The 25,445-nt window shown below is 53.3% G+C and carries 16 protein-coding genes and 6 pseudogenes; 9 read left to right on the top strand and 13 right to left on the bottom strand.

Translation table 11 applies throughout. From position 1 onward, the window contains the following. Positions 1-15 precede the first annotated feature (15 nt). The 3 genes from DO97_RS27185 to DO97_RS00845 form a co-directional block, all read right to left on the bottom strand. Positions 16-138: a hypothetical protein gene (locus DO97_RS27185; protein ID WP_275574910.1), complete on the bottom strand. Its 123-nt coding sequence runs from the start codon at positions 136-138 to the stop codon at positions 16-18. Between the two features lie 8 nt (positions 139-146). Then, positions 147-1,370, bottom strand: a complete 1,224-nt coding sequence (locus tag DO97_RS00850; protein ID WP_052128207.1) for an MlaD family protein — start codon at positions 1,368-1,370, stop codon at positions 147-149. A gap of 118 nt (positions 1,371-1,488) precedes the next feature. Continuing rightward, positions 1,489-2,271, bottom strand: coding sequence for an ABC transporter ATP-binding protein (locus DO97_RS00845; RefSeq protein WP_036530435.1), 783 nt, complete (start codon positions 2,269-2,271; stop codon positions 1,489-1,491). Between the two features lie 173 nt (positions 2,272-2,444). On the opposite strand from DO97_RS00845, the pseudogene DO97_RS28060 reads away from it, so the two are divergent. Next, positions 2,445-3,840: pseudogene (locus tag DO97_RS28060) on the top strand (gluconeogenesis factor YvcK family protein). A 33-nt stretch (positions 3,841-3,873) separates the two neighbouring features. On the opposite strand, the pseudogene DO97_RS00835 reads toward DO97_RS28060, so the two are convergent. After that, positions 3,874-4,114, bottom strand: a pseudogene (locus DO97_RS00835) (2Fe-2S iron-sulfur cluster-binding protein). A gap of 13 nt (positions 4,115-4,127) precedes the next feature. After that, positions 4,128-5,613, bottom strand: a pseudogene (gene cobQ, locus DO97_RS00830) (cobyric acid synthase CobQ). A gap of 230 nt (positions 5,614-5,843) precedes the next feature. Here cobQ and DO97_RS00825 point away from each other — a divergent pair. Next, on the top strand, positions 5,844-6,185 hold the full coding sequence (locus tag DO97_RS00825) for a hypothetical protein (protein WP_036530431.1): 342 nt from the start codon (positions 5,844-5,846) through the stop codon (positions 6,183-6,185). Positions 6,186-6,322: 137 nt separating this feature from the next. Here the strand turns inward: DO97_RS00825 and DO97_RS00820 are convergent, their stop codons facing one another. Together DO97_RS00820 and DO97_RS00815 are read right to left on the bottom strand one after the other, a co-directional pair. Further along, complete coding sequence (locus tag DO97_RS00820) at positions 6,323-7,738, bottom strand: 1-acyl-sn-glycerol-3-phosphate acyltransferase (RefSeq protein ID WP_156120375.1); 1,416 nt, start codon at positions 7,736-7,738, stop codon at positions 6,323-6,325. 50 nt (positions 7,739-7,788) lie between these two features. Further along, entirely contained in the window at positions 7,789-8,361 is a 573-nt protein-coding gene (locus tag DO97_RS00815) for a DUF1997 domain-containing protein (RefSeq protein ID WP_036530426.1), read from the bottom strand. A gap of 255 nt (positions 8,362-8,616) precedes the next feature. On the opposite strand from DO97_RS00815, the pseudogene pheA reads away from it, so the two are divergent. After that, a pseudogene (gene pheA / locus DO97_RS00810) lies at positions 8,617-9,490 on the top strand (prephenate dehydratase). Between the two features lie 80 nt (positions 9,491-9,570). Beyond that, a complete protein-coding gene (locus DO97_RS00805; RefSeq protein WP_036530423.1) occupies positions 9,571-10,287 on the top strand; it encodes a phosphoribosyltransferase in 717 nt (238 codons plus the stop codon). A 2-nt stretch (positions 10,288-10,289) separates the two neighbouring features. Here the strand turns inward: DO97_RS00805 and DO97_RS00800 are convergent, their stop codons facing one another. Continuing rightward, positions 10,290-10,868: a DUF3611 family protein gene (locus tag DO97_RS00800; RefSeq protein ID WP_036530420.1), complete on the bottom strand. Its 579-nt coding sequence runs from the start codon at positions 10,866-10,868 to the stop codon at positions 10,290-10,292. Positions 10,869-11,168: 300 nt separating this feature from the next. Between DO97_RS00800 and DO97_RS00795 the strand changes: the two genes are divergently transcribed. Further along, positions 11,169-11,408 carry a helix-turn-helix transcriptional regulator gene (locus DO97_RS00795; protein ID WP_239651336.1) on the top strand — a complete coding sequence of 80 codons (240 nt, stop codon included), beginning with the start codon at positions 11,169-11,171 and terminating at the stop codon, positions 11,406-11,408. Between the two features lie 128 nt (positions 11,409-11,536). Here DO97_RS00795 and DO97_RS24750 read toward each other — a convergent pair whose 3' ends face one another. From DO97_RS24750 to ilvA, 4 genes are read right to left on the bottom strand one after another with little or no spacing between them, the layout of a single operon-like run. Further along, positions 11,537-12,097: a glycosyltransferase family 4 protein gene (locus DO97_RS24750; RefSeq protein WP_204368413.1), complete on the bottom strand. Its 561-nt coding sequence runs from the start codon at positions 12,095-12,097 to the stop codon at positions 11,537-11,539. Beyond that, positions 12,058-12,726, bottom strand: coding sequence for a glycosyltransferase (locus DO97_RS24745; RefSeq protein ID WP_204368412.1), 669 nt, complete (start codon positions 12,724-12,726; stop codon positions 12,058-12,060). The genes DO97_RS24750 and DO97_RS24745 overlap by 40 nt, the downstream gene beginning before the upstream one ends. Continuing rightward, a complete protein-coding gene (locus DO97_RS00785) occupies positions 12,704-13,606 on the bottom strand; it encodes a glycosyltransferase family 2 protein (RefSeq protein ID WP_052128204.1) in 903 nt (300 codons plus the stop codon). Before DO97_RS00785 ends, DO97_RS24745 begins: the two co-directional genes overlap by 23 nt. A gap of 39 nt (positions 13,607-13,645) precedes the next feature. Further along, positions 13,646-15,157, bottom strand: coding sequence for a threonine ammonia-lyase, biosynthetic (gene ilvA, locus DO97_RS00780; protein WP_036530417.1), 1,512 nt, complete (start codon positions 15,155-15,157; stop codon positions 13,646-13,648). Between the two features lie 515 nt (positions 15,158-15,672). On the opposite strand from ilvA, the gene DO97_RS28045 reads away from it, so the two are divergent. From DO97_RS28045 to DO97_RS00770, 3 genes are read left to right on the top strand one after another with little or no spacing between them, the layout of a single operon-like run. Next, entirely contained in the window at positions 15,673-16,554 is an 882-nt protein-coding gene (locus DO97_RS28045; RefSeq protein ID WP_338038100.1) for a hypothetical protein, read from the top strand. Further along, positions 16,439-18,832 carry a response regulator gene (locus tag DO97_RS00775; RefSeq protein WP_338038153.1) on the top strand — a complete coding sequence of 798 codons (2,394 nt, stop codon included), beginning with the start codon at positions 16,439-16,441 and terminating at the stop codon, positions 18,830-18,832. Before DO97_RS28045 ends, DO97_RS00775 begins: the two co-directional genes overlap by 116 nt. Further along, on the top strand, positions 18,832-20,631 hold the full coding sequence (locus DO97_RS00770) for a response regulator (RefSeq protein ID WP_036530415.1): 1,800 nt from the start codon (positions 18,832-18,834) through the stop codon (positions 20,629-20,631). Before DO97_RS00775 ends, DO97_RS00770 begins: the two co-directional genes overlap by 1 nt. Positions 20,632-20,722: 91 nt before the next feature. Here the strand turns inward: DO97_RS00770 and DO97_RS30525 are convergent. After that, positions 20,723-23,439, bottom strand: a pseudogene (locus DO97_RS30525) (MGH1-like glycoside hydrolase domain-containing protein). A gap of 293 nt (positions 23,440-23,732) precedes the next feature. Here DO97_RS30525 and DO97_RS30520 point away from each other — a divergent pair. After that, positions 23,733-25,293: pseudogene (locus DO97_RS30520) on the top strand (DEAD/DEAH box helicase family protein). Positions 25,294-25,445: the final 152 nt, after the last annotated feature.

Genomic DNA, 25,445 nt, shown 5'->3' with positions numbered 1-25,445 from the left:
TTGCAGGGGTGAACGTTAATTTTGGGGGGCGGATGGGGGGATGGCAGGGTTCGTCGCCGCTTTCGCTGGGGGCGGCAAGGGTTCTGTGAGTTGGGCGATCACTGCCCCCAGGAGTTGCAGCGTTGGATTTTGGGTCAAGGCAAAATCTACCGTTGGCCCTGGGCTGGGAGTTGCTGGGGGGACAGCAACGGTCGTGGTGGGGGAATGGGCTGGTAAAGCAGTCGTGGTGGGTGGGGCGGTGTTGCTGGTAGGGCTAAGGGTGCCAAAACCTGGGCTAGTTGGGTTTGTCGCTCCAGTTCTACGGTGGACGACATGAGCTTATTCAACTTATCGAGCAGCTTGCGGAGGTTTTGGCGAAAGGCGGGATCACTGGTGACCGACTCTAAACTCGCCGTAATTTTTTGGGTGTTTTGGAAGGTGGCACGAGCGGAGTCTAAGAGTTGGTAGAGGGCAATTAAGGTGCCAGGATTCGATGCGACACTGGTCACTTCCTTTAAACTCACAGAAATCTGAGCCGCGTTCGCGGCAAAGGTTTCCAGATTAGCCAGGAGTTTACCTTTTTCGACCCGATTCAGGAAGGGCGACAGTTGAGCGACGGTTCCGCGCAATTCTGAACTGGTGGCACTGAGGTTGTTGAGGGTTTTTACCAACGTTGCACGGTTGTCAGCCACCAAACTATTCACTTGAGTCGCCGTCAAATTGATCTGATTTGCAGCCTTGCCCACTGCTTTTACTGAGGCTGAGAGGGTGGTGATTTGTCCCTGGAGCGATCGCGTTAGGGTGGTGATGCCGTGGGCAGCATCCGAAGTATTTTTCACGGTCTGGTTGAGATTTTCCAGGAAGGCCGAGTCACTGAAGGCTTCAGAAAAACGAATCGATGAGCGCAAGAGTTCATCAAAGCTGACACCAATTTCCCCCTTGAGTTGGGCACCGTTGCAGATAATTAAATCAGGGTTACAATCCTTTGCTAGGGGATTAGCAGTGGCGATCTCACTATCAGGCAGGGGCTTGAGGGGCGTGAACTCAATCACCGTTTCACTAATCAACCCCGATTGATTGGCTTCGATCCGCACATCTCGAGGGATCACCAGTGTTGATGAATTGATGGTAATCTCGACCTCCACCCCATTGGGTTCGGGGCGAACCGCTGTGACGCGCCCGATGGTCACTCCTCGGAAGAGTGTCGGAGAACCCACTTGCAAACCACTAACATTGAGAAAATCAATCAGGACTCGATAGTTGCGGTCTCCAAAGGTAAAGCCTCGCAACCAGAGGATGGTGACACCAAAGAACACCACGGCAACTAATGCCAGTAGTCCCACGGAGCCTTCACGAACAATGCGGGAGGGTCTGGTGCGGTTGGTTGTCATGGGTTACCTCATCAGCAGAATGGTTGGTTATCCAACCCAGACGGAGACAATGCTCCTCAGTCTAGCGCTGTCTGGAGCCTTCAGGGAATCCCCACCGGAAACTTTCCAGCCAGTTGGTCTAACCAATCACCGGGATTGGGCCTTCGACATTGCCACTAAAAAATTGACGCACCATTGGGTTGTCAGTGGTGTCAATTTCCGCCAGCTTACCTTGCCATTGGACTTTCCCTTGGTAGAGGAGCACCACCCGATCGGCGGTGCGCCGAATCGTACTCTCTTGGTGGGTGACCACGACGTAGGTGTTACAAACTCCCGCCACCCGTTGCAAGTGACGGATCAGATCTTCCATCACCGTCGAAGCAATGGGATCGAGTCCTGCTGTCGGTTCGTCATACAACAGCACTTCTGGGTTATCTTCCGCGTTATCCGGGTCTTCCATAATCGCCCGGGCAAAGCTGACTCGTTTCCGCATCCCGCCTGACAGTTCTGCGGGGTAGCGATCGCCAATGTCTCCCAGTCCCACCATTTCCAGCTTTTCGCGGACGAGTTCCTGAATCCGGTGGCGGGGGAGATTCGAGTGCTGGTAGAGGGAGAATCCAACATTCTCATCCACCGTCAAGGAATCAAACAGCGCCGCCTGCTGGAAAACCAACCCAATACCAATGGGGTTAGCTCGCTCCTCCACGCCCCCTAGTCGGAGTTGCCCCTTGATATAGACTTCGCCACTGTCGGGAGCCAATAATCCAGCAATGGTGCGGAGAATGGTGGATTTACCGGTTCCCGAAGGCCCAATAATTGCCAGAGCCTCACCGGCGAAGATCGTCAGATTCACCTCATCTAACACCACGCTGGAGCCGAAGCGTTTCGAGACTGCTTTTAATTCAATCAGTGGCGCTGTCATTGGCAAGTGACACTAAGACTGATGCGGGCAAGACCTAGGATTGATTCACAACATTAGCATCCCAGCGACCGTAGCGGATGACTCGCCGAGTTTTTGGTCGTTATACTGAGCCTGTATGCTTTAACCCCTGAGGGTCTGGGTAAAGCCCGTCCGATTTCTGTCCTCGTCGAGCAATGGCCACTGCTTTTATCAAGCATCTCCTACGGATTTTTAGACCAGAGTTATCTCCGAGTCAGGGTTTGCGTCGGCCCCAGCGATCGCCTCCCCAACGGTCGGATCGGAAGCATTTGCAGGTTTTTAAGTGGTTGGTGCCGGGGATTTTGGTCAAACGCTGGCTGCTGATCAGTTTAGCTGGCGTGTTTCTGACCAGTTTAGGGCTGGCAATCTGGATTAAGCTGACCCCCATTTTCTACCTCACCCAGTGGTTTGGGGCAATTCTCGAAACGATCACCGCAGTGATTCCCAGCTTTATCAGTGGGCCGCTGGTGATCGCCTTGGGGATGTTGCTGATTCTCTGGGGACAGACTCGCACCCTGGGTTCCATCACCCAGGTGTTGATGCCGGAGGGGGATGAGGAACTGATAGATATGCTGTTGACCCATCGCCGCCTGCATCGCGGGCCGAAAATTGTGGCGATTGGCGGCGGTACGGGACTGTCAACGCTGTTGCGGGGCCTGAAGGAATACAGTGCCAATATTACAGCCATTGTCACCGTTGCCGATGATGGCGGCTCATCGGGGCGGTTACGACGGGAAATTGGCGTCTTACCCCCCGGCGATATTCGCAACTGTCTGGCAGCCCTAGCGGATGAGGAAAAACTGATTACGGAACTGTTTCAATATCGGTTTGAAGCCGGGGATGGGCTGGTGGGTCACAGTTTTGGTAATCTCTTCCTCACGGCCTTGAGTGAGATTACCGGAGATCTAGAGCAGGCGATCGCTGCCAGCTCCACAGTTCTAGCTGTCCGGGGACGGGTACTCCCCGCCACCCTCAGCGATGTCCGTCTCTGGGCGGCGTTGGCCGATGGTCGCTACATTGAAGGAGAGTCCAATATTACGGCGGCCAAGGGCAGTATCCAACAAATTGGCTGCCTGCCCCCAACCCCCCGCTCTCCCCAAGGCACTCCAGGCGATTCAAGAGGCTGATTACATCATCGTTGGCCCTGGGAGTCTCTATACCAGCGTCATTCCCAACCTCTTGGTGCCAGAAATTCGGGCGGCGATTGTCAACTCCCAGGCACCCTGTATCTATGTCTGTAATATCATGACCCAGGTGGGGGAAACCCAGGAGTATTCCGTTGCTGATCACCTGCAAGCGATCTTTGACATCTGCGGTCAGCCCTGCTTTGATGCGGTGCTGGTGCAAAAGAAACCACCTTCTGCTTCCGTTGTGCAACGCTATGCCCAAATTAATTCCCAGCCCGTGCTGTTGGATCGGGACGCTGTCAAGCGCCTCAACTGTCAGGTACTCCTCGCCAATGTGATGGAGGAAGATGCCAAACTGGGACGGGTCGGTCACAATCCCCGCAAGCTTGCCAGTGTGTTGCTGCGCTGGTATAGCCGCCTCTGAGTCCACTGAGATTGCAGCTTCCCCGGTCTCAGGTTACCAGGTGGGGTCGCTGTAGAGATGGACGGTCAAATGGGGGCGATCGCCGGGAACGGCGGTAATACAGGCACAGATGGCATACCCCCCCCTCAATATCGATCTCACAGGCATGGCAGGAACCCATTAAGCAACCCGTGGGGATGGTAATGCCAGCCCGAGCCGCTACCTGGAGGAAGGGTTCGCCGGGGGTGGCGGTGATTGTTACCTGATCGGGGAGAAAGTGGATCTGAACCGTCATGGCAGTCAGCACCTTAGAACAACAGTGAAGTCAGATCAAGATGCGCTGCGATCTCATCTGCAATGCCGTCCAGCATCACCTCGCGCTCTTCACGATAATTGGCAATCCCGGTGGCAAGGGACTGAAGACCTCGCTGCTGACGCAGGCGATTCAACCAGGCACGTCGCCAAGGGCCATTGTCAAAAATGCCGTGGAGATAGGTGCCCCAAACCGATTGATTGGCATCAACCATCCCCAGGGTCGTGTCATCAAACAACGGGCGGTAGAGGTGGTGAATCTCCTCTCGCTCTGGCTCCATCAGGTGGGTGCGTCCTTGATGAATTTCATAGCCGGCAATGGGCAACCCCTCCAAGGGGAAGTTGGAAGTCACCTGGCGCTGGCGAGCAATTTTCGGCCCCGTAATCACGGTGCGAATGGGCAGCAGTTCCAGCCCCCGATACCGTCCCCCTTGACCCTCAATTCCTTCGGGATCAGCCAGTTGCTTACCCATCATCTGGTAGCCCCCACAGATGCCTAACACAGTGCCGCCAGCGGCGACGTAATTGCGAATCTCTTCGGCAATCCCTGTTTTTTTGCAAGACCAGCAGATCCGAGATCGTCGTCTTAGAACCCGGAATAATCAAGGCATCTGGGTGTCCCAATGACTCCTTGGGGTGGATGTATCGCAAGGTCACCGAGGATTCAGACTCCAGGGGATCAAAATCGGTGAAATTAGAGATCCGGGGTAACCGCAGCACCGTAATGGTCAGATCCCGTTGCTGACTGGACGGGCGACGATCGAATAAATCAAGGGAATCTTCTGCGGGAAACGCCTGATCTAACCAGGGAATCACCCCCAAGACGGGAATCCCCGTCCGCTCTTGCAGCCAGTCGATGCCAGATTGAAGCAGCGATCGCTGGCCGCGAAATTTATTAATCACAATCCCGCGAATCAAGGCCCGTTCTTCAGGTTCCAGCAACTCCAGGGTGCCCACCACATGGGCAAAGGCACCGCCGCGATCGATATCGACCACCAGTAAAGTTGCTGCATGCAGATGCAGGGCCACCCGCATGTTGGTCAGATCCCGATGCTTCAGATTTACCTCCGCCGGACTGCCTGCCCCCTCACAGACCACCAGATCAAATTCCTCTGCCAGCCGTTGCAACGATTCCGTGATCGCCTGCCAGCCCTGATCAAAATATTGTTCATAATACTCAGCTGCTCCAACACGGCCTACGACTCTGCCTTTGAGGATTACCTGGGAGGTCATATCCCCTTGGGGTTTGAGCAAGATCGGGTTCATTTCCACCAGGGGAGCCACCCCTGCCGCCCAAGCCTGCACCGCCTGGGCGTAGCCAATTTCACCCCCACTGGCCGTCACATAGGAATTCAGGGCCATGTTTTGCCCTTTAAAGGGGGTGACCCGCCAGCCCCGACGGCAGAGGATGCGACAGAGGGCTGCGGTGAGCAACGATTTCCCAGCGTGGGATGTGGTTCCGACCACCATCAGAGCTTTCACTTTGGTGCGTTCATCTTCACTCAAAAAGCGGTAGGTTAATTATGACCTACCACCGTGGTTTTCTAGTGCTTGGACTGCTGATCATCGCGCAGGAGTTACTATTGCGCCTGTTGGCAATTCTGTTGCCGCTGAGATACTCTAGCAGTCCTCAGTCACTTGTAAATTTTGATTCTTTCTGGGTCAGGATTTTAGGCTAATTTTAGGTTACGAATCATTTAGGATTGCTATGGATGCAGCCCGTAATGTTCAAAGTGTTTGGGTATCTGTTTGGAGTCTGGCTGAATGCAGCTGGGGTAGGGGCATTGGCTACCCTTGTGTATTATCCAGTACTTTATACCTGGGTGACTCAGGGTTCTGTCTGTAGCTCCGTCCAGACCTATCGCCAATGTGCAGGTCTAGCCTGGTTACAGTTTGCTATCTGGTTGCTCCTACCCATCGCGATCTTGTTGACGATCGCCCTGATCTGGAGCCTCGTGAAGACCTTCAAAAAAACCTGTCACCTTCATCGCAGAACGGTGCGATCGCCCCATTGCGCTGGGGGTCACCTGGCTGACCATTGCCGCTGGCAGTAGCTTGGCTCTGATTTTAGCCGGGGTTCCACCATTTCAGTTCAGTCCCATTGGGTTATTGCTGTGCTTCGGCTGCACCGCGGGACTCCTGCAACGTCTGTGGCAACTGGAAAAATTAATTTAGCATGCTGCTGCACTAACTAGAGGATCAAGCTTTCCAGAGCCGTCTGTAAATCTTGGGTGAGATCGGTCACTGATTGTTTCGCGCTGCGACGATTGGCTTGATAGGTATCCCAGCGATCGCTCACCGAGATTGGGGTACCAATGGTAATTTGAACCTGCTGTTTACCCAGGCTGGGACGGGCAAAGGGATTTTTACCCTGAATGCGGGTCACCAGATCCCACATCAACAGGGTAGTTTCAGCAAAGCGCTCGATCGTGGGCTTTTCCCGTACATAGCGTCCCGTCACCGAGACAAAGCTCTCCACCAAACGCATATGCCACATCCGTAAGCTGGCTTCTGCGGCGATCGCATCGGCCAGTCCCCGTTCCAACGGGGAGAGATTCTCTAGCTGCTTGATATCCTCCCGGTAGATGCAGTCCCAACCTGCTTGCTCTAACCGCCGACAGCGATCGATCACCGAACCTTTCGCCATTAAGCCAAAGTACTGTTCCGCCACGCGCAGTGCCGCATCCAGTAGCACTTGTAGGCGCAGGGCAAATTGCTCATTCCCAGAGAGGACAGGAGCCTCGGCTGCCACGGGTGGGATCAGCGTTTGATGGTAAAACCGGGTGTAGAACTCTTCCATCAAGCTGAGAATGTGTTCCCCCAGGGACAATAGTCGTTGATATAGCCCTGCCTCCCGTTCAGTCCAACTGGGATCGGGATGATTAAGTTTTACCTCCAGCAACCCCGAGCCTGAAGCTGAACTGATTCCGGCAACGGTTTCTAACTGTTGCAATAGCGAATCCAGAGCCTCCCAAGGTGCATCCACGTAATGGTATTGAATCCCGATCGGGAGAATGACCACGGACTCCGATCGTCCGGCCTTGACCAAATCCTCCACACACCAGAATCCCAACTGGGCAATGCCTGGTTCGAGGGGACTGATAATCTCGCCATGACCATTGGTGGCTCCTTCTGGGGCGGCAATCAACGGCAGCGTGCCATTAACAAACAGCTCCCGAGCAGTGCGTAACCCCTGGCGATCTATCTTCCCCCGCTGAATTGAAATCCCACCTAAGCGGGAGTAGAGCCACCCAGCCCACTCTCCAGCCCAGAGGGGAATGCCGCGATCGTAGAGAAAATGGGCATGAATCGGCGATCGCAGCGGGACGTGCTGTTTTCTAGCCCCCTGGGGCACCAAATGGGCCAATAGGTAGGCCAAGCAGAATGGATCGTAGGTGCTAGGGTGGCGAAAGGCCATGATCAACCGCACCTTGCCCGTTTGAAATTGCTGATATAAATCCACCAGTTGCTCAACGTTACGGCCTTGAATTTGCTCAATCCCCGTCTGGGTTCTGATTAAGGCAGGCAAGAGCCACTGCATCAAACGCAGCACCCCTGGGTTAAACCGGGGCGGAATAAATTCCAGAGGGGGTTGAACTTGAGTCATCAAGGCAGGCAGTAGCGGGGGGGGTTGATGGTCGAAGAGAATGCCCTCTATTAACCGATGATCGGCACAACGGGAGCTGTTAACGCAACTTCCGTCGGACTATCTGCCCAGCGGCGATAATCCAGGGGCAACTGATGCATCAACCGCTGCTTAATCGTCAGCAACACACTTTTGAGCAGCCCGTTTCCCGTAGCGTCCAGCAGCGGTTTAGGTGTCAGATCGAGGGGGGTTGGGAGTTCTACATGCACCGTCAGATCAGCCTGACCCTGCAAACAGGTCTGTCCCTGGACTTGGGTTGCGGCCAGTTGCCCGACCAAATTTAAGGCAAAGCGCTGGTTAATATACGCCACTCCCCGAATTTCAGAGGCAATGGATCGCAGATGAATGACGCCATCGGAGGTTGCCCAGACCTGCATATCCACCGTTGGCTGGATACTGAGCATCAAGAAGCTGAGGGGGCGCATCTTTAACCGGAAGCAGTCACTCCCCAAGGATTCCAGGCGTGTCGGATCGACAAGCGCCTGTACCAATCGCTGGGGCTGCCGCAGATAGTGCTGAATCGGCACGGGTTCCTCTGGAACTGCAATTTCAATGGATTGGGAGGCAACAAACTGAATGTGCATGAGAGGATGGGAAAGAGCAGTGCAGGACTGAGTCCAAATCTATTGTTAACTTATTTTAAGCTTAGCGTTGATCCCGTCACCGGCTAGCTACGGCTGTCTTCACCAGCATGTCTAGTTATAAGGCAGCAAATCTATAGCGAAATACCTCGTTTCCCCAGATTATTGGCTGGAATGGCTGGGACAAATGAGAAGAATTATTGCATTGCTGGTGCAATTGACCTGCTCCCTTAAGGAATCCCCCCTATGAACCCCACGATGGTCAAAGACCGCTCTGTCAGCATTGCTCATTTGGGTCCCGCAGGCACCCATGCCGAAGCTGCTGCCTTAGCCTTTGCCCATTGGCTCCAGCAACAAACCCATCAGCTATCGAACCTCCATCCCTACGTCAGCATCGCCCAAACCCTGCGAGCCGTCGCCCAACAGCAGGTCGATCTGGCGGTGGTGCCGGTGGAAAATTCCCTTGAGGGGAGCGTCACCATGACCCTAGACAGCCTTTGGCAGTTACAGACCTTGCAAATTCAGTTTGCCTTGGTGCTGCCGATTACCCATGCCTTGCTTTCAGGGGCTGACCGTCTAACCGCTATCCAAACTGTTTATTCCCATCCCCAAGCCTTAGCCCAATGTCAGGGCTGGCTAGACACCCACTTGCCCACAGCTCAATTGGTGCCGACCAATTCGACCACCGAGCCCTTGCAATGGCTAAAAGCAGATGCCACTCTGGCGGCAATTTCCTCCCAACGCGCTGCCCAACTCTATGATTTGCCGATCCTGGCCTGCCCAATTAACGATAATCCAGACAACTGCACCCGCTTCTGGGTGATGGGCAATCACCCCACCCCCTTAGAACCCGAGGCGGTGATCGGTCAGCGCTATACCTCATTGGCCTTCAGTTTACCCGCCAACCAACCGGGTGCCCTCGTTAAAGCCCTGCAAATCTTTGCCCAACTCGGCATCAATCTCAGCCGCATTGAATCGCGCCCCACCAAGCGATCGCTGGGGGAGTATGTAGTTTTTTATTGATCTGGCAGCAGACGACCGCGACCCCGCCGTGCAAACCGCCCTTGGGGAACTCGCTGACTACACCGAACGGTTGGACAGCTTTGGCAGCTACCCAGTGTTAGCCATTTAACGCCTCTCGCTTGAACCCCATTCTGTTGGACTGAATGCGGATCAGGCATGATAGGAGCAGCTTAATTTCCAGGTACGGCGATGCCATCATCTCCCCAATTACCGATTGAGCGGTTTCGCAATCGTCAAGACGCAGGGACACGATTGGCAACGGCGATTGGGACTGCCTTGGCGCAACGGCTCCTTCCTCCCCGACCGATTGTGCTCTATGCCCTACCCAGAGGTGGAATTTTGGTGGCGGAACCCATTGCCAAAAAACTCCGCTGCCCCTTGGTCGTGATGGTTGCCAAGAAAATTAGCCTCGCAGAGAACCCAGAGCTAGCGGTGGGTGCCCTCACCGCCGATGGGGCGGTTCTGTGGTCAGAGGAAGCTCCAGAGAATCCCTGGGAGCAACCCCTCTGGAACCAGGCCTATCTGCAAGCCCAGGAAAAAGCCCAACTCCAGGCGAGTCGGTTTGCTCCCTACTGTCCTCACCTGAGTGCGACGGGGGCGATCGCCCTAGTCATTGATGATGGCATTGCCACAGGCATGACCATGGCAGCAGCGATTCAATCCTTGCGAACCCAATCCCCAGCGGAGATCTGGGTGTGTGTCCCCGTGGCCCCACGGGTACTGATGCCCCAACTGCAACAATGGGTCGATCGGGTGATCACGTTATGGACACCCCAGCCCTTTTGGAGTGTTGGTCGTTTCTATGTGGATTTTCCTCAGATCACGACCGCCGCTGCGATCGCCTGTCTCCAGGGGCTGAATCAGCCCTACCTCCCCGAGGGGGCATACCCCCCCCCTCGAACCTGACCCTAGGATTGATGGGGACGTGTAAGCCATCGCAGCAGCCACAGAGAGGTGAGTACCCCCGCAAAGTGGGCTGCGATCGTGTTGATATTTGCTTGAACCACAAAAATATCGAGGGGACGGATCAGCGGGATGGAAGAGGCGCTTATCAACGCCCCTTGGGGTTGGGCTAAGGATTTAGCGGTGAGACTACCAGCGATCGCCCATCCGGCCAGAATCGCCACCAACATACCGCCTAGACTCACGAGTAATCCCAGCTGTACTAAGTTGAGGGTCTCTTCCTTACGGGGACGACTGGGAGAGGCGAGTTGCTTGGCAATTTGGGTATAGCGAAACGCCCAATAAATACTCACGGCCAACACCACCAGCCCGCAGGAGGAAAAGAAAATCCCCAAACCAGTGCCGGCGGTTCGTACCTGGGTACTCACATCCTCTCGACTAATGGCGGCAAAGAGCAAAATTAAAGCCGAGACCACCCCTAAAACCAGCTGCACCCAAAAACCAACCCAGCCAGTCAATCGAAACATCTTGGCAATCTGCTGGATGGCTGGGGGCGGCAGAGAGGAATCCGAGCGATTGAGCATAGAGATCGACTCCTGAGGACACCCGATTATATCCCTAGGCAGGGGCTGAGATCGCACTCCCTTACCAGGGTGATCCCTCGGCTCCGCCGGATCAGGATTGAACAAATTTCGGATTTTCTGCGTAAGAATTCAAAAAATCGCTGATAGGTCAATAGGACCTTCCAATTTCGACCTATCGGCTGCTCCCATGGAAAGCATCAAATTTGAGGATATTCATCGCTTTTTTCGCAATACCCCCCCCGCTGTTCCTCACGAAGGAACAGGCGGTCTGTTACACCCTGTATGTGTTGCTCAAGAGTGATGCCCACGCCCGGGGGGTTGATTGATCTGCTGCCTCAGGAACTCCCCAGCTATCGCCTCTCGGACACGATTCTCCAAAGTGCCCTGGAGTTTTTGGTGGGGGAGGGGTTCATCCAATCCTACTGGGAACGGGCTGAACGGCGCGGCAGACCCCGTCGGATGTATCGTCTGCTCTCGGAACGGCTGTATGCCGCCCGAGAGCTAGCCCATCTCTGGCAGCTCCATACAGGGTGTCTTTAAGATCACAACAGATTGCCGCCCCTCACTGGCTAGCGGGCCGTCAAGATTTTTTTGAGCGTCTTCAACCCTCAAAAAATCATCCCTCTTTAACCCTCTTGGTGCATCCCATAAAACTTGACAGAGGACTGCTATCGAGTTGGGGCAGCTTTGGCAGTCAGCAGCCGATGGTAGAGGGTCATCAGCCTGTGATAAACCATCTCAGCCAGAAAGCGCTCCTCGAAGCGCGCCCGCGCCGTCTGCCCCCACTGACGGAGCTGCTGAGGGTGGGTGAAGGCGTAGTTGGCTTTCGCAGCCAAGTCAGCGGCATTGCCCGCCTGAAACAAAAGCCCAGTTTTACCCGCCTCAACCACCTCTGTCATGGCACCGAGTTGACTGGCCAGAACCGGAGTCGCGGTTGCATAGGCTTCAAAAATTACCCGTCCAAAGGTCTCGTACCACAGCGAGGGCATGACCAAAAATAACGCCTGTTGTTGGTACTCCAAAACCTTGGCCAAGGGGACAAATCCCACCCACTCCACCTGATGCAACTGATGCTCCTGAATATAGGCTGTAACCCACGGACGCAAGGGACCATCTCCCACGATTTTCAGGGGAATGTGGGGAAGGCTGCGCCATGCTTCCAGCAGGGTGATCAACCCCTTTTCGGGGGTCAGCCGCCCCACAAACAGCGCGTGGTTTCGCTGCCCCACCCCACCCCTGGATCTTGAGCCAAAAAATAGGGACGTACAAATAACTTCTCAGCTGGCAGTCCGCCCTCAATAAATTTTTGGCGGGCAAACTCCGTTGGGGTGGTAAACAAATCAACCAGATGAGTCCAGGTTTTCAGCCCCCGATGCACGCTGAGGGTGGTTGCCAAGGCAGCGGTTTGCAGCCGGGAATTACGATAGCAAGCATGAACCACCCCCTGCCAAGGAGAGTGATTCAGACACGCTTCACAAACCTGCCCTTGGCGGAAAAACGTCGCCACCGGACAGAGGAGGCGATAGTCATGGAGGGTTTGCACCACTGGAATCTGTTGGGCAGCACAGGCATAGTAAGCAGCGGGTGAAATTAAGGGGAAAATGCCCTGGAAGTGCACAATTTCGGGGCGAAAATCTCGAATCACCCCTTGGATGTCTCGATAGGACTGTCTCGACCAAGTCGGTTCTAGAAACAGTAGTGCCTTTTGCAGGAGTGAGTAGGTTTTGATTTCATCATTATGGCGGTGATATAACCGCACCTCATGACCATAGTGGGTTAATAATTCCACCTCCTGTTCCGTTGCTTCATCATCGCCACCCCGAAACTGATGATAATTATGAGCGAGTAGGATGCGCATAGTTGTTTAACGTGCCAGAGAAGAGGGACGAGTTTTTTAACATCAATCGGCAAGTTTGCCCCAACCAAGACAGCAGTTTAAGGATAAATACGACTACACCGGGAAGGCCATGATATTTTTCCAGATAGTAAAAAAATTGGCTGGGTAAGTAATAGCGAGACTTTTTATGGCAAAAAATTTTCTGAAATGTGAGCGGCGATCGCATACGGTTGTGAACATAGCTGGAAAAATCATGAATGAGTCCCTCCATATCAGCCAAGTTGACCCTCGCATTCCCCAAGAGATAGGCCCGAAAGCCGTGACGGGTTGCTTTCAAGAGATACATATCATCGCCGCCATAGTGGGGAAAGCGCTGGGGATCGGGAAACCCAATTTGTTCAATCACACTTCTGGGTAGACCGACACAATAGCCAGCCATGCCATCGACCCTGACCTGTTGATGGGGGTGGGCATAAAATCGCTGGCGACCTCGAAACCCATTCTCCACCACCGTACCCGATGGTTGGGCGTAACAGGTGGGAGCCACAAGGGTCTGAGGGTTTGTCTGCAAGAAGGAGATCAGATGGGCGATCGCTCCTGGGGCGGGTAAACAGTCATCGTTGAGCCAAATCAAATACGCTGCTCCCTGTGCATAGGCATATTCCATGCCCCATTTCATCGCTCCCGTCCACCAGAGATTGCCATCGCCCTTGAGAATAGTTACCCCAGGATAGTGTGCCTGGATAGCCTCTTGGGTGCCATCGCTGGAGCCGTCATCCACCACCACAACCTGATAATGCTCAAGGTCGCCATTTTGAGCTAGGGTCTCGAGGCATCTCAGGGTTACGACTCTGCGGTTATGTACCGGCAGGAGGAGGAAAACCGCTGCCTTGTCAGTCATCGAATGCTTCACCCCTGGGGGTTAAACTGTCCCATTTCCCTAACCTAAAAACAGCTTGTAGGCTGGATTCTGATTCTCATCCCAGTAGCGATAGCCCAGGGTATCCAGAAAGGCTTGCCATGCCTCCATGTCATGGGGCGGCACCTGCATACCAACGGCAATGCGTCCATAATCTGCCCCATTGTTGCGGTAATGGAAGAGGCTAATATTCCAGTTGGGACTCATACACTGAACAAATTTCATCAACGCCCCCGGACGTTCTGGGAACTCAAACCGATAGAGTAATTCATTCTCAGCCAAGGCAGAATGCCCCCCGACCATATGCCGCAGGTGTAATTTTGTCAGTTCATCATCGGTTAAATCAAGGGTTTGGAACCCACAGCGTTCAAAGGTTGTGACAATTTGCGCAGCATCCTCTCGATTTTGAATTTGAATCCCGACAAAAATCTGGGCGGCGTGTTCATCGGCAATGCGATAGTTAAATTCGGTGAGATTACGTTTGCCAATACATTCACAAAATTGGCGCAGGCTGCCCGGTTCTTCGGGAATTTTGACCGCAAATATGGCTTCGCGACGTTCCCCAAACTCAGCCCGTTCGGCGACAAAGCGCAGGCGATCGAAGTTCATATTGGCCCCACAGGCAACTGCGACCAGCGTTTGTCCCTGGATGTGCTCCCGCTCGACGTAAGCTTTAGCCGCGGCGATCGCTAGAGCACCTGCAGGTTCTAGAATCGATCGCGTATCCTCAAACACGTCTTTAATCGCCGCACAGGTGGCATCGGTATCCACCAGCATGATCTCATCCACATATTGCTGGCACAGACGGAAGGTTTCGACCCCCACTTCCCGCACCGCCACCCCATCGGCAAATAAGCCCACTTGCGAGAGGCGTACCCGCTGTCCAGCCTTCAGAGATTGAGACATGGCATCGGCATCCACAGGTTCCACACCAATCATTTTGATTTCAGGACGTAAGCGTTTCACATAGGCGGCAATTCCTGCAATCAATCCGCCACCGCCAATGGCGACAAAAATTGCATGGATCGGGTTTTGATATTGCCGCAGAATTTCCATGCCAATCGTCCCCTGTCCGGCAATCACATCCGGATCATCAAAGGGATGAATAAAGGTCAACCCTTTTTCTGCCTCCAGTTGACGGGCGTAGGCATAGGCATCATCGTAGGTATCTCCCTGCAATACCACCTCTGCACCTCGAGCCTTCACTGCATCTACCTTGACCTGGGGGGTGGTCACGGGCATGACGATCATAGCCCGCGTCCCCAGTTGTCGGGCGCTGAGGGCAACCCCTTGAGCGTGATTCCCCGCAGAGGCAGCAATCACTCCCTGGGCCAACAGTTCCAGGGGCAGTTGTGCCATTTTGTTGTAGGCTCCCCGCAACTTGAAGGAAAATACAGGTTGCATATCTTCCCGCTTCAGCAGCAGTCGATTGTTCAGCCGCGTTGATAGACGCAGGGCAACTTCTAGAGGAGTCTCCTGGGCCACATCGTAGACACGGGCATTGAGGATACGTTCCAGGTAATCAGAGGGCATGGCATTCAGGGGTCAGCAATGCTGGATGACGGAAACTCTATGCTAGTCTTCGCCATGTCTACCAGCCTGTCTTCATCATCCCAGACTCTCATTGATTAAATCTCATTGAAAACTTGTAAACCCTGGAAGAACCGAGCCTCAACAGTCCTTAGCGGCAAGCCCGTGAAACCATTGACAGCGTTCCCCTACGGGTAGGTTTGTTGGTTCCCGTTAGAATTAAAGCAACTGCTGATCTTGAGCAATGCTGAAGATTGGCAACCCTCAGCCCTTCAAATGCGTCTAATAAGGGTTAGGTGCTGGGGCGCATTCCCAGGGAAGACAGCCTTGGTTCTGGTGTAGTAGCTCTGTCGCTTCAATACCCACCTATGCTGCCGATCTCAGTACCACGTTAATAGAAATTACAGATAAATATTAGTCTGAAAAAAATATCAAACTAATATTTATAGCAATCTTACAAACTCAATCCTTCAGTTGAATTAATACCCTGTTAAATTCTCAAGTTTACCACCTTTAATATGCAACTTTTACCCTCCTCTACGCCACCCAAATTTACTCCCTCTTCTCTGACGAACTTGGAGGATTGTACTGAAGAATCTGTATATGCTCCGGGCTATATTCAATCCCATGGAATGCTGCTAACCCTGGAAGCACCCGACTTCAAAATTTTGCAAGTGAGTGAGAATGTAGTGCAATCTTTTGACATCTCCCCAGCAGCGTTGTTGGGGCAATCCTTAGAGCGATTATTTCCTGACACTCAGGTCAACGACATTGTTAGCTCTCTGCTGCAAAATAATTTAGACTGGTGCAACCCGTTTGAGTTAAAAACACGGGTAAAAATCCCCTCTCCTAGCCCCCCAAGTCCCTCAGAATATAGCCCTGGGGAGCATCCAAAAAAGGGGGGATTGGGGGGCATGAAGACAAGAGTCCAAACCTTCAGATGTACCCTGCACCAAACAACGGCAGCACTGATCCTGGAATTGGAACCGCAGCTAGCCGCCGAGAAAACTCAGGCCATCCAGTATTACCGTCGCCTGCAAGCCATTCTTAGCCTTCGCAGTGCCACCAGTCTTGCTAATTTAGCCCAAACCATTGCCAGAGAAGTCAAGGTAATGACAGGGTTCGATCGCGTCATGGTTTACCGCTTTGCCGCCGATGCCCACGGTGTCGTGATTGCGGAGGAAAAACGAGGGGCATTTGGAAAGCTATTTAGGTCTGCATTATCCAGCGATCGACATTCCTCTGCCTGCCCGCAAACTGTTTCTTCGCAATTGGGTGCGCCAAATTCCGGATGTCAATTACACCCCTGCCCCTCTGATTGCCCCCCACAATGTCCCCATCGATCCACCCTTAGACCTGAGAGATTGTATATTACGGGGGGTTTCTCCCTACCACATTGACTACCTACAGAATATGGGGGTTGCGGGTTCCCTCACTATTTCACTGGTGAATGATCAGCATCTGTGGGGGCTGATAGCCTGTCACCATTACAGTCCGAAATGGGTGGATTACGAAACCCGCAAAACCTGCGAATTCCTGGGAAAATTTGCCGCGATCGAGCTAGTACAGCAGCAAGAACAAGAATTGACCCATTATCGACTTCAAGTCAAAGCAATTCAGGATCGCTTGCAACAGACATTTCTGAGTGAACCAAATTTTATTCAGCAGGTTTTGACCCGCAATGCCACAGAATTACTCGATCTTGTTCATGCCGAAGGGGTAGCGATCGTCCTGGATCAGGAGCTTTCTCTGATTGGGAAAACTCCCTCCCTGGAAGCTGTGCAAGGGCTTTTAACCTGGCTGCTCCAGCAAGATCAACAGGAGATCTATGTCACGGACTGCCTTGCCCGTGTTTATCCCCCAGCCCAAGCATTTAAGCAGACAGCAAGTGGCATTTTAACCATTTCCATTGTGGTACACCAAAGGTCTTACCACCTCCTCTGGTTTCGACCTGAGCAAATCCAAACGATCAACTGGGCTGGCGATCCAAGTTCGGCGGTCAGGATTGACCCAAAGGGAGAAAAACATCTCACCCCGCGCCACTCCTTTGAACTCTGGAAAGAAACCGTGTCAGAAACCTCCCTTCCCTGGGAATCGCCAGAAATTGAAGCGGCAGGGATGATGCGAAATACCTTGATGCAGGCAATATTGCAATTCTCTCAGGCCGCCTTAGAACAGGCTGCTGAACAAGCTGAGATTGCCAACCGAGCCAAAAGCCAGTTCCTCGCCAAGATGAGCCATGAACTGCGAACCCCCCTGAATGCCATCCTGGGATTTACCCAGATCATGAACCACAGTCCCGATACACCGACTGAGTTTCAGGAGTATTTAGGCATCATCAACGAAAGTGGCGAGCATCTGCTGGCACTGATCAATGATGTCTTAGACATGTCCAGAATCGAGGCCGGTCAGCTGGTAAAGTCAGAACACTATTTCGATTTCCTCCAATTGCTGCGATCGCTGCAAAATATATTTGGCCTCAAAGCTTCTGAGAAAGGGTTGACCCTCTGCTTTGAAGTCGATCCGCGTGTTCCTCATTATGTTTGCAGTGATGAAGCAAAGCTACGGCAAATTCTGATGAACCTCATCAGTAATGGGATCAAATTCACGACCGAGGGCAGCGTCACGGTGCGGGTGAACGCAACCCCCACCGAGACCATCAGCACAGGCTGTACCTGTTATCCCAATACCCCCCCTCCCTGTCAGCCCCTCAGCCTCTCCATTGAAGTAGAAGATACAGGGTGTGGGATTGAAAGAGACAACTGGGAATCAATTTTTGCCCCCTTCATGCAAACCGAGGCAGGTCGTCATGCCCAGGGAACCGGGTTGGGATTGCCCATTAGCCGACAGTTTGCCCGTTTGATGGGGGGGGACATCACCGTCCAAAGCACGGTCAATCAGGGATCTACCTTTACCTGTGATCTGATGTTGCACCAGCCAGCAGCCATGGATCTGCTGCTAGAGCCGGAAACAACTCCTGTTGTCATCGGTCTGGAGCCAGGGCAGCCGTCATACCGGATTCTGGTGGTTGAAGACGTGGTTCATAATCAACAACTGTTGAGGACTTTATTGGAGCCAATTGGGTTTGAGGTTCATACGGTTGAGAATGGATTTGAGGCGATCGCCCACTGGCAAACCTGGTCTCCTCATCTGATTTTGATGGACATTCAGATGCCGGGGATGGATGGGTATGAGGCCATCCGGCAAATTCGCGCCCAGGAAGCATCGATCAGGGGACAATCAGCAGCATTCACGGATCAGCCTCCACACACGACCAAAATCATTGCCATCACCGCCTACGCATTTGAGCAGGATCGCACGGCCAGTTTACAAGCAGGCTGTGATGACTATATTTCCAAACCATTCACCGAAACCCTACTGTTTGAGACCATCGCTGATTTTCTAGGCGTTCATTACCAGTACAGAGACAACTCATCACTAAAGCCACCAAGTTTTCCCCAACCGTCCCTGACCCTTGCAGACCTGCAAAGGATGCCGCAGGGATGGATAGTGCAACTGCATGAAGCAGCTCTTGAACTCAGGGATGAAAAGATCCGGCAATTGATGACCCAAATTCCCCAGTCAGAACAGCCATTAATTGCCGGATTAACATTTCTGGTGGATCACTTTCAGCTGGAAGCGATCGCGGCTCTCACCCAGGGGCAAGAGGAACGCTGATGGTGACTGGGCTCAAAATTGCCGCTGAAACTAACATTCTGGTTGTAGATGATATCCCAGATAATCTGCGCTTACTGGCCAAGATCCTGGAGTCCAAAGGCTATATCATTCGCAAGTCGCTGAACGGCAGAATGGCACTCCAAGCGGCTCACCGTGACCCACCGGATTTAATTCTGCTAGACATTAACATGCCAGAAATGAATGGCTATGAGGTCTGTGAGCAGTTAAAAGCCTCCGCAGTTACCCGCCAGATTCCGATCATTTTTATCAGTGCTCTTGATCAGATCAACGACAAACTTCGGGCCTTTGAGTGTGGTGGCCAGGATTACATCACCAAACCCTTTCAAGAACTTGAAATCCTGGCAAGAGTCAGAAATCAGCTGCTCATCCAACGGCAGCACCAACAACTCACCCGACAAAATCACCAACTTGAGCAAGAGATTCACCAGCGCCACCGGGCAGAGACTGAAATTCGCCACCTCAACGCTGATTTAGAGCGACGGGTGAAAGTGCGGACGCTGGAACTACAACAATCCCTCAACTTTGAAGCCACCCTGAAGCGCATCTCTGACAAAGTTCGAGACTCTTTAGATCAGCATCACATCCTCGAGGCTGCGGTGAAAGAACTAGCCGCAGCTTTGGAAGTTCACTGCTGTGACGCGGTACTGTACAACACGGATCATCAATCCTCAACGATTCGCTACCAGTATGTTGCCTCAGGTCAACCTGGGACGCAGGGACAACTGCTTTACATGGCAGATGCCCCGGAAATCTATGAGCAATTGCAACATCAGCGGGTTTGCTTTGCCTTTTGCCAGATTCAACCCAGCCCCATCCGCAATCACTCGGCAATTTTAGCCTGCCCTATTTTTGATCATCAGGTAGCCCAGGTGGGGATTATTGGGGATCTGTGGCTGTTTAAAGACACCGCCTCCAGCTTTAGTGACATGGAAGTCAATCTGGTACAACAGGTAGCCAACCAGGGGGCGATCGCCCTGCGGCAAGCGCGACTGTATGCAGCCGCCCAAGCACAGGTAAAAGAGCTGGAACGGCTGCATCACCTCAAAGATGATTTTCTCAGCACCATCTCCCATGAATTGCGAACTCCCATCGCCAGCATGAAAATGGTGATTAGGTTATTAACCATCATGACTGATCCAGAAGATCAGAGGATGGCAAAAACCTTAGATTCCGCGGCTCAAAAAAATAAAATTATTCAGTACCTGAGGGTGTTAGAGGAAGAGTGCAACCGGGAACTTTCTCTGGTAGAAGATCTGTTGAGTCTGCAATATATTGAAGCCGGAACCTATGCCAGCCAACCAACTGCTATCAACCTCCAGCATTTTATTCCCCACCTGATCGAACCCTTTGAAACCCGGACTCAAAATCAACAGCAAACCCTGGAGATCATCCTTGACCCTGACTTACCCACCGTGAACTTTGATCCCCAAGGGATCGATCGCATCATTACAGAACTCCTGAGTAACGCCTGTAAATATACCCCCCCAGGGGAAACCATTTCAATTTCAGCTCATATCGCTCAGGAGATCACGACACCGGAGAGCCCAGATTTTTTACACCTGACGGTCACCAATACCGGGGTGGAAATTGCCCCCGCAGAACTGTCTCGGATCTTTGATAAGTTCTACCGCATTCCCAACAATGATCCCTGGAAACACGGCGGTACCGGCTTGGGACTGGCACTGGTGAAAAAACTCGTTGAACAAATGGACGGGTCGATCCAGGTTGAAAGTAGCAATCACCAAACCTGTTTTAGGGTGCAGTTAAAAGTTGCTTAGGACTTTCGCACTCACTGCTTGAAACCTCCTTCCCCATCGACTGGTTCCCATCCCCAGCGATCGCCCAGAAAGATGGAGGTTAACCCCTTGCTCAGCTTGGGGGATGCTTCAAAATCGTCAGGAACTCTTTGGTGATATCTGGCATTCCATGCATGATCCGGGCGACACACCCCGTCCATCCGGTCTGATGGCTGGCTCCAATCCCGGCTCCATTATCCCCGTGAAAGTATTCGTAGAATAGGACTAAGTCCTTCCAGTAGGGGTCGGTTTGGAACTTCTCTGCACCGCCATAGACGGGGCGGCGTCCACTGCCATCCCGTAGGAAGATGCAAGTTAACCGCTCTCTCAGGTCTTGTGCTACTTCAAACAGAGTCATATATTGTCCAGACCCCGTTGGACATTCCACCTTAAACGAGTCTCCATAGAAGGCATACAGCCGAATCAGGGCAGCTAGGAGCAACAAATTCACCGGCATCCAGACAGGGCCACGCCAATTGGAGTTGCCGCCGAACATCCCTGAGTTGGAGTCCCCTGGCAGATAGTCAACGCGGAATTCCTGCCCCCCATGGTGAAAGACAAAGGGATGGTCTCGGTGATAGCGGGAGAGCGATCGAATTCCATAGGGACTCAGAAACTCGGTTTCATCCAGCATCCGGGCGAGGACGCGACGCAACTTTTGCTCATTGAACACCGACAGCATGTACTGCCCTGAAGCGCTCGGTATATTGGGCAGGTGCATATTCGTCGTCAGTTCCGGGTGACGGTTCCAAAATGCTACAGCACGCTTTCTAAAGTTTGGTAATTTCGCCAGATCCTCGGCTTCAAAAATAGATACGGCTGCCAGGGGCAGCAGTCCCACCATCGATCGCACCTTTAAGCGCATCGCCGTGCCATTGGGTAATCGCAGGACATCGTAGAAGAATCCATCTGTTTCATCCCACATTTCATCCTGGTGATCTCCCAGACGATCCATGGCAGCGGACATCCACATCGTATGCTCAAAGAACTTAGAGACAAATTCCTCGTAGATGGGAGCATGAACCGCCAGTTCCACGGCAATTCGCAGCATCTGCTGGCTAAAAAACGATCATCCAGGCAGTGCCATCGGCCTGTTCCAGATAGCCCCCCGTGGGCAGGGGAGAACTGCGGTCAAACACACCGATGTTATCCAGTCCTAAAAATCCGCCCTCAAAAACGTTGCTGCCGGTGCGATCCTTGCGATTCACCCACCAGGTGAAATTCACCAGCAGCTTGGCAAAGGCATACTTGAGAAAGTCCAGATCCCCCTTGCCATGATTCCGTACCTTGTCAATCAAATAGATTTGCATGGTGGCGTAGGCATGGACGGGAGGGTTGACATCCCCAAAGTTCCACTCATAGGCAGGGATTTGACCGTTGGGGTGCAGATAGTCATTCCGCAGCATTAAATCCAACTGGGCTTTGGCAAAGTCCGAGTCCACGATCGACAGGGGCAGCATATGGAAGGCCAGATCCCAGGCTGCATACCAGGGATACTCCCACTTATCCGGCATGGAGATAATGTCGTCGTTATACATGTGGAACCATTCCCCGTTGCGGATGGCCTTACGGTGCTCCGGGCTCGACCACGGGGTGACGTGATGTTCCTCTAGCCACTTATCCACGTCGTAGTAAAAGTACTGCTTCGTCCACAACATGCCAGCCAGGGCCTGACGCATCACCTGGTTGCGATCGGCATCGGCTTTGACGGGTTCTGGCGTAATTTCGTCATAGAAGGCATCGGCTTCTTGCAGACGTGTTTGCACCATGGCATCAAACTCAGCAAAGGGGTGGCTGATCTGATCCGGTGCGGTGCGGGTCAAGCGCAGGCGGACGACCTGGGTAGTTCCAGCCTCCACCAGCAGTTGATAGTGGGGGGACACCTTCGTGCCGATTTGCAGGGGATTGATAGCATCCTGTTGCCCCTGCACCAGGTAATTGTGAATCCCATCCTTAACGTAGGGGCTGGTATTCGCCGTGGCAAAGAGACGGGCGTGATTGGTTTCGTTCTCGGTAAATAACAGGGGAACGATGCGATCGCAGTAGAGATAGTAGTCCGCCAACCACTCCTGAAACATCGGATCGGTGTGATGGGCTTGGATAATAGTGTGTTCAGCGTTTTCAACTTTTTGCAGCATCGGCTTAGAACCGCCATCGGACCAAGACCAGGTATTACGGAACCACAGCGTTGGCAATAGGTGCAGGGGAGCTGCTTCAGGGCCACGGTTCGCGATGCTAATTTGAATCAGGATATCCTCTACATCCCCTTTGGCGTATTCAACAAAGACATCGAAATAGCGGTCTTCGTTGAAAATACCCGTATCCAGGAGTTCGTATTCCAACTCTTCTCGACTACGTTGCCCATTGGTTTTGACTAAATCGTCATAGGGAAATGCCCCCTGGGGATACTTGTAGAGATATTTCATATAGGAGTGGGTGGGGGTGCTGTCGAGGTAGAAGTAATACTCCTTCACGTCCTCGCCATGATTGCCCTCGTTGTTGGTGAGTCCAAACATGCGCTCCTTTAGGATCGGGTCCTTACCATTCCAGAGGGCCAAGGCAAAGCAAAGCACCTGGTGGTCGTCAGAAATGCCCCCCCAAGCCATCTTCGCCCCAACGATAGGCCCGCGATCGCGACTGGTCATGGGGAAAATAATTCCAGGCATCGCCGTTCTCACTGTAGTCTTCTCGCACCGTTCCCCACTGGCGCTCACTCAGGTAGGGGCCCCACTTTTTCCAGGGAATGTTGTGATCGCGGGCTGATTGAAGTCGAATCCGTTCGGCTGTCATGAGAGTTCCCCAAAGTCGCTCCGTCCCAGTCTACCTATAGACTACCTGGAGTTCCAGGATCTCGTTGGGCGAGGGGGATATCAGGCAGTCTTTCAAAATCGGCATTTGACAGTCTGACCATATCCTCAGTGGTCTGACCAGCGCTATAGAGGCTGGGGAAAGGCTAGGGTCGCCACCCCCGTAGCGATCGCCGCTTCATCGGTTGCAAACTGGGGGTGATGCAGGGGATGGTTCGCGTAAGATCAATCCACCGCAGGCTAGCGCCCATCGTTGATCAGATCCCAGGACAGCCCATGGTTCGCATTTCTACCCTGACCTTTGACCGGGGCACCCTGATTCTCCATCCTCCCCCCAAAGGCAAAGCATGGGTTGACTTCGCCACCTGGGATGATCGGGTGGAGCGGTTTCGGATTCCCGCCTGCCACTATTCCCATCTAATGACGGCGCTGCAAACAGCGGGCGTGGAGTTTCTGGATCAGGCAACGGCCTTTGAAGAAATGACCTTAACTCCCCGCCTAGAAATGCAACCCTATCCCCACCAGCAGGAGGCGTTGACAGCCTGGAAACAGGCAGGGTGCCGGGGCGTTGTTGTGCTACCGACCGCTGCTGGTAAAACCTACCTGGCTCAACTGGCAATGCAGGCAACCCCTCGCAGCACCTTGATCGTGGTGCCCACCCTCGATTTGATGCACCAGTGGTATGCCCACCTGGTCGCGGCCTTCCCCGATAGTGTCGTCGGACTGCTGGGAGGGGGTTCCCGCGATCGCACCCCGATCTTAATTGCAACCTATGACAGTGCGGCCATCCATGCGGAGACCCTGGGAAATCGCTATGGACTGTTAATTTGTGATGAGTGCCATCACCTGCCTAGCAACTTCAACCGCGGGATTGCCGAGCTTTCCATAGCGCCCTATCGCTTGGGGTTAACGGCCACGCCGGAACGAACTGATGGCAGACATGCCGACCTAGTCGCTCTCCTGGGAGCAGAGATTTACCGCAAAACCGCCGCCGAACTCTCTGGCAAGGCATTGGCACCCCATGAAATTGTGAAAATTCAGGTGCAACTCTCCACCTCAGAGCGCGATCGCTACACCACCTTAATGAAGCTGCGGAATGAGTTTTTTACAATCCCAAAAAATTTACCTGGGGAGCCTTCAGGGGTGGCAGCGATTTGTACAGGTGAGTGCGGGTTCTGTTGCCGGACGACGGGCGATGCTAGCTCACCGGGATGCCCGGGCGATCGCCTTGGGCACCGAGGGAAAATTACGGGTTCTGGCTGACCTGCTGGCTCAACATGCTCCGGAACGGATCTTGATTTTCACCAATGACAATGCCACGGTCTATCGAATTTCTCAAGATTTTCTGATTCCGGCAATTACCCATCAAACCCCCGTCAAGGAACGCCACCGGATTTTAGAACGATTTCGCCAGGGAGATTACAAAACCCTGGTCACCTCCCATGTGCTCAATGAAGGGGTAGACGTTCCTGAGGCGCAGATTGCGATTATTCTGTCGGGAACTGGCTCCACCCGTGAGTATATCCAACGTTTGGGGCGGGTGCTGCGCCAGGGAAGTCGCCCCGATAAGCTGGCATGGCTCTATGAAGTCGTTGCGGCAGAAACCTCCGAGGAACAGACATCCCAACGGCGACACAGGGGCGACTCCCCCACTCCCCAGACAAAATCCCTGGCGCAACCCCTCCAACAACAGCGCTCCTTACAGTTGGTGCCCCCCACCTATGCGCCGGCTGAGATCCCGGTCTATCGCGTCGCTGAAGAGACCGGAGATTGGGACAACCCAGCGATTGATCGGTCTGCCCAAGACACCGATCCATGCCCTCCAGTGATCCAGTGATTGAATGAAATCCCCAGTGATCACTTTTGCTGCACATCGCTCTCAAGGTTCGCATGCTCGCCCAACAGAGCGCGAGACTTGATCGAGCCTCTTACTAGCTTTAATCTGATACCCCGTCCGCTTGCGGCAGGGTAGTTCATTCCTCAGCTCGC

The organism is Neosynechococcus sphagnicola sy1, assembly GCF_000775285.1.
Lineage (GTDB): Bacteria > Cyanobacteriota > Cyanobacteriia > Neosynechococcales > Neosynechococcaceae > Neosynechococcus > Neosynechococcus sphagnicola.
The sequence above is the reverse complement of the archived record's forward strand: the minus strand, read 5'-3'. Positions and strand labels throughout refer to the sequence as shown.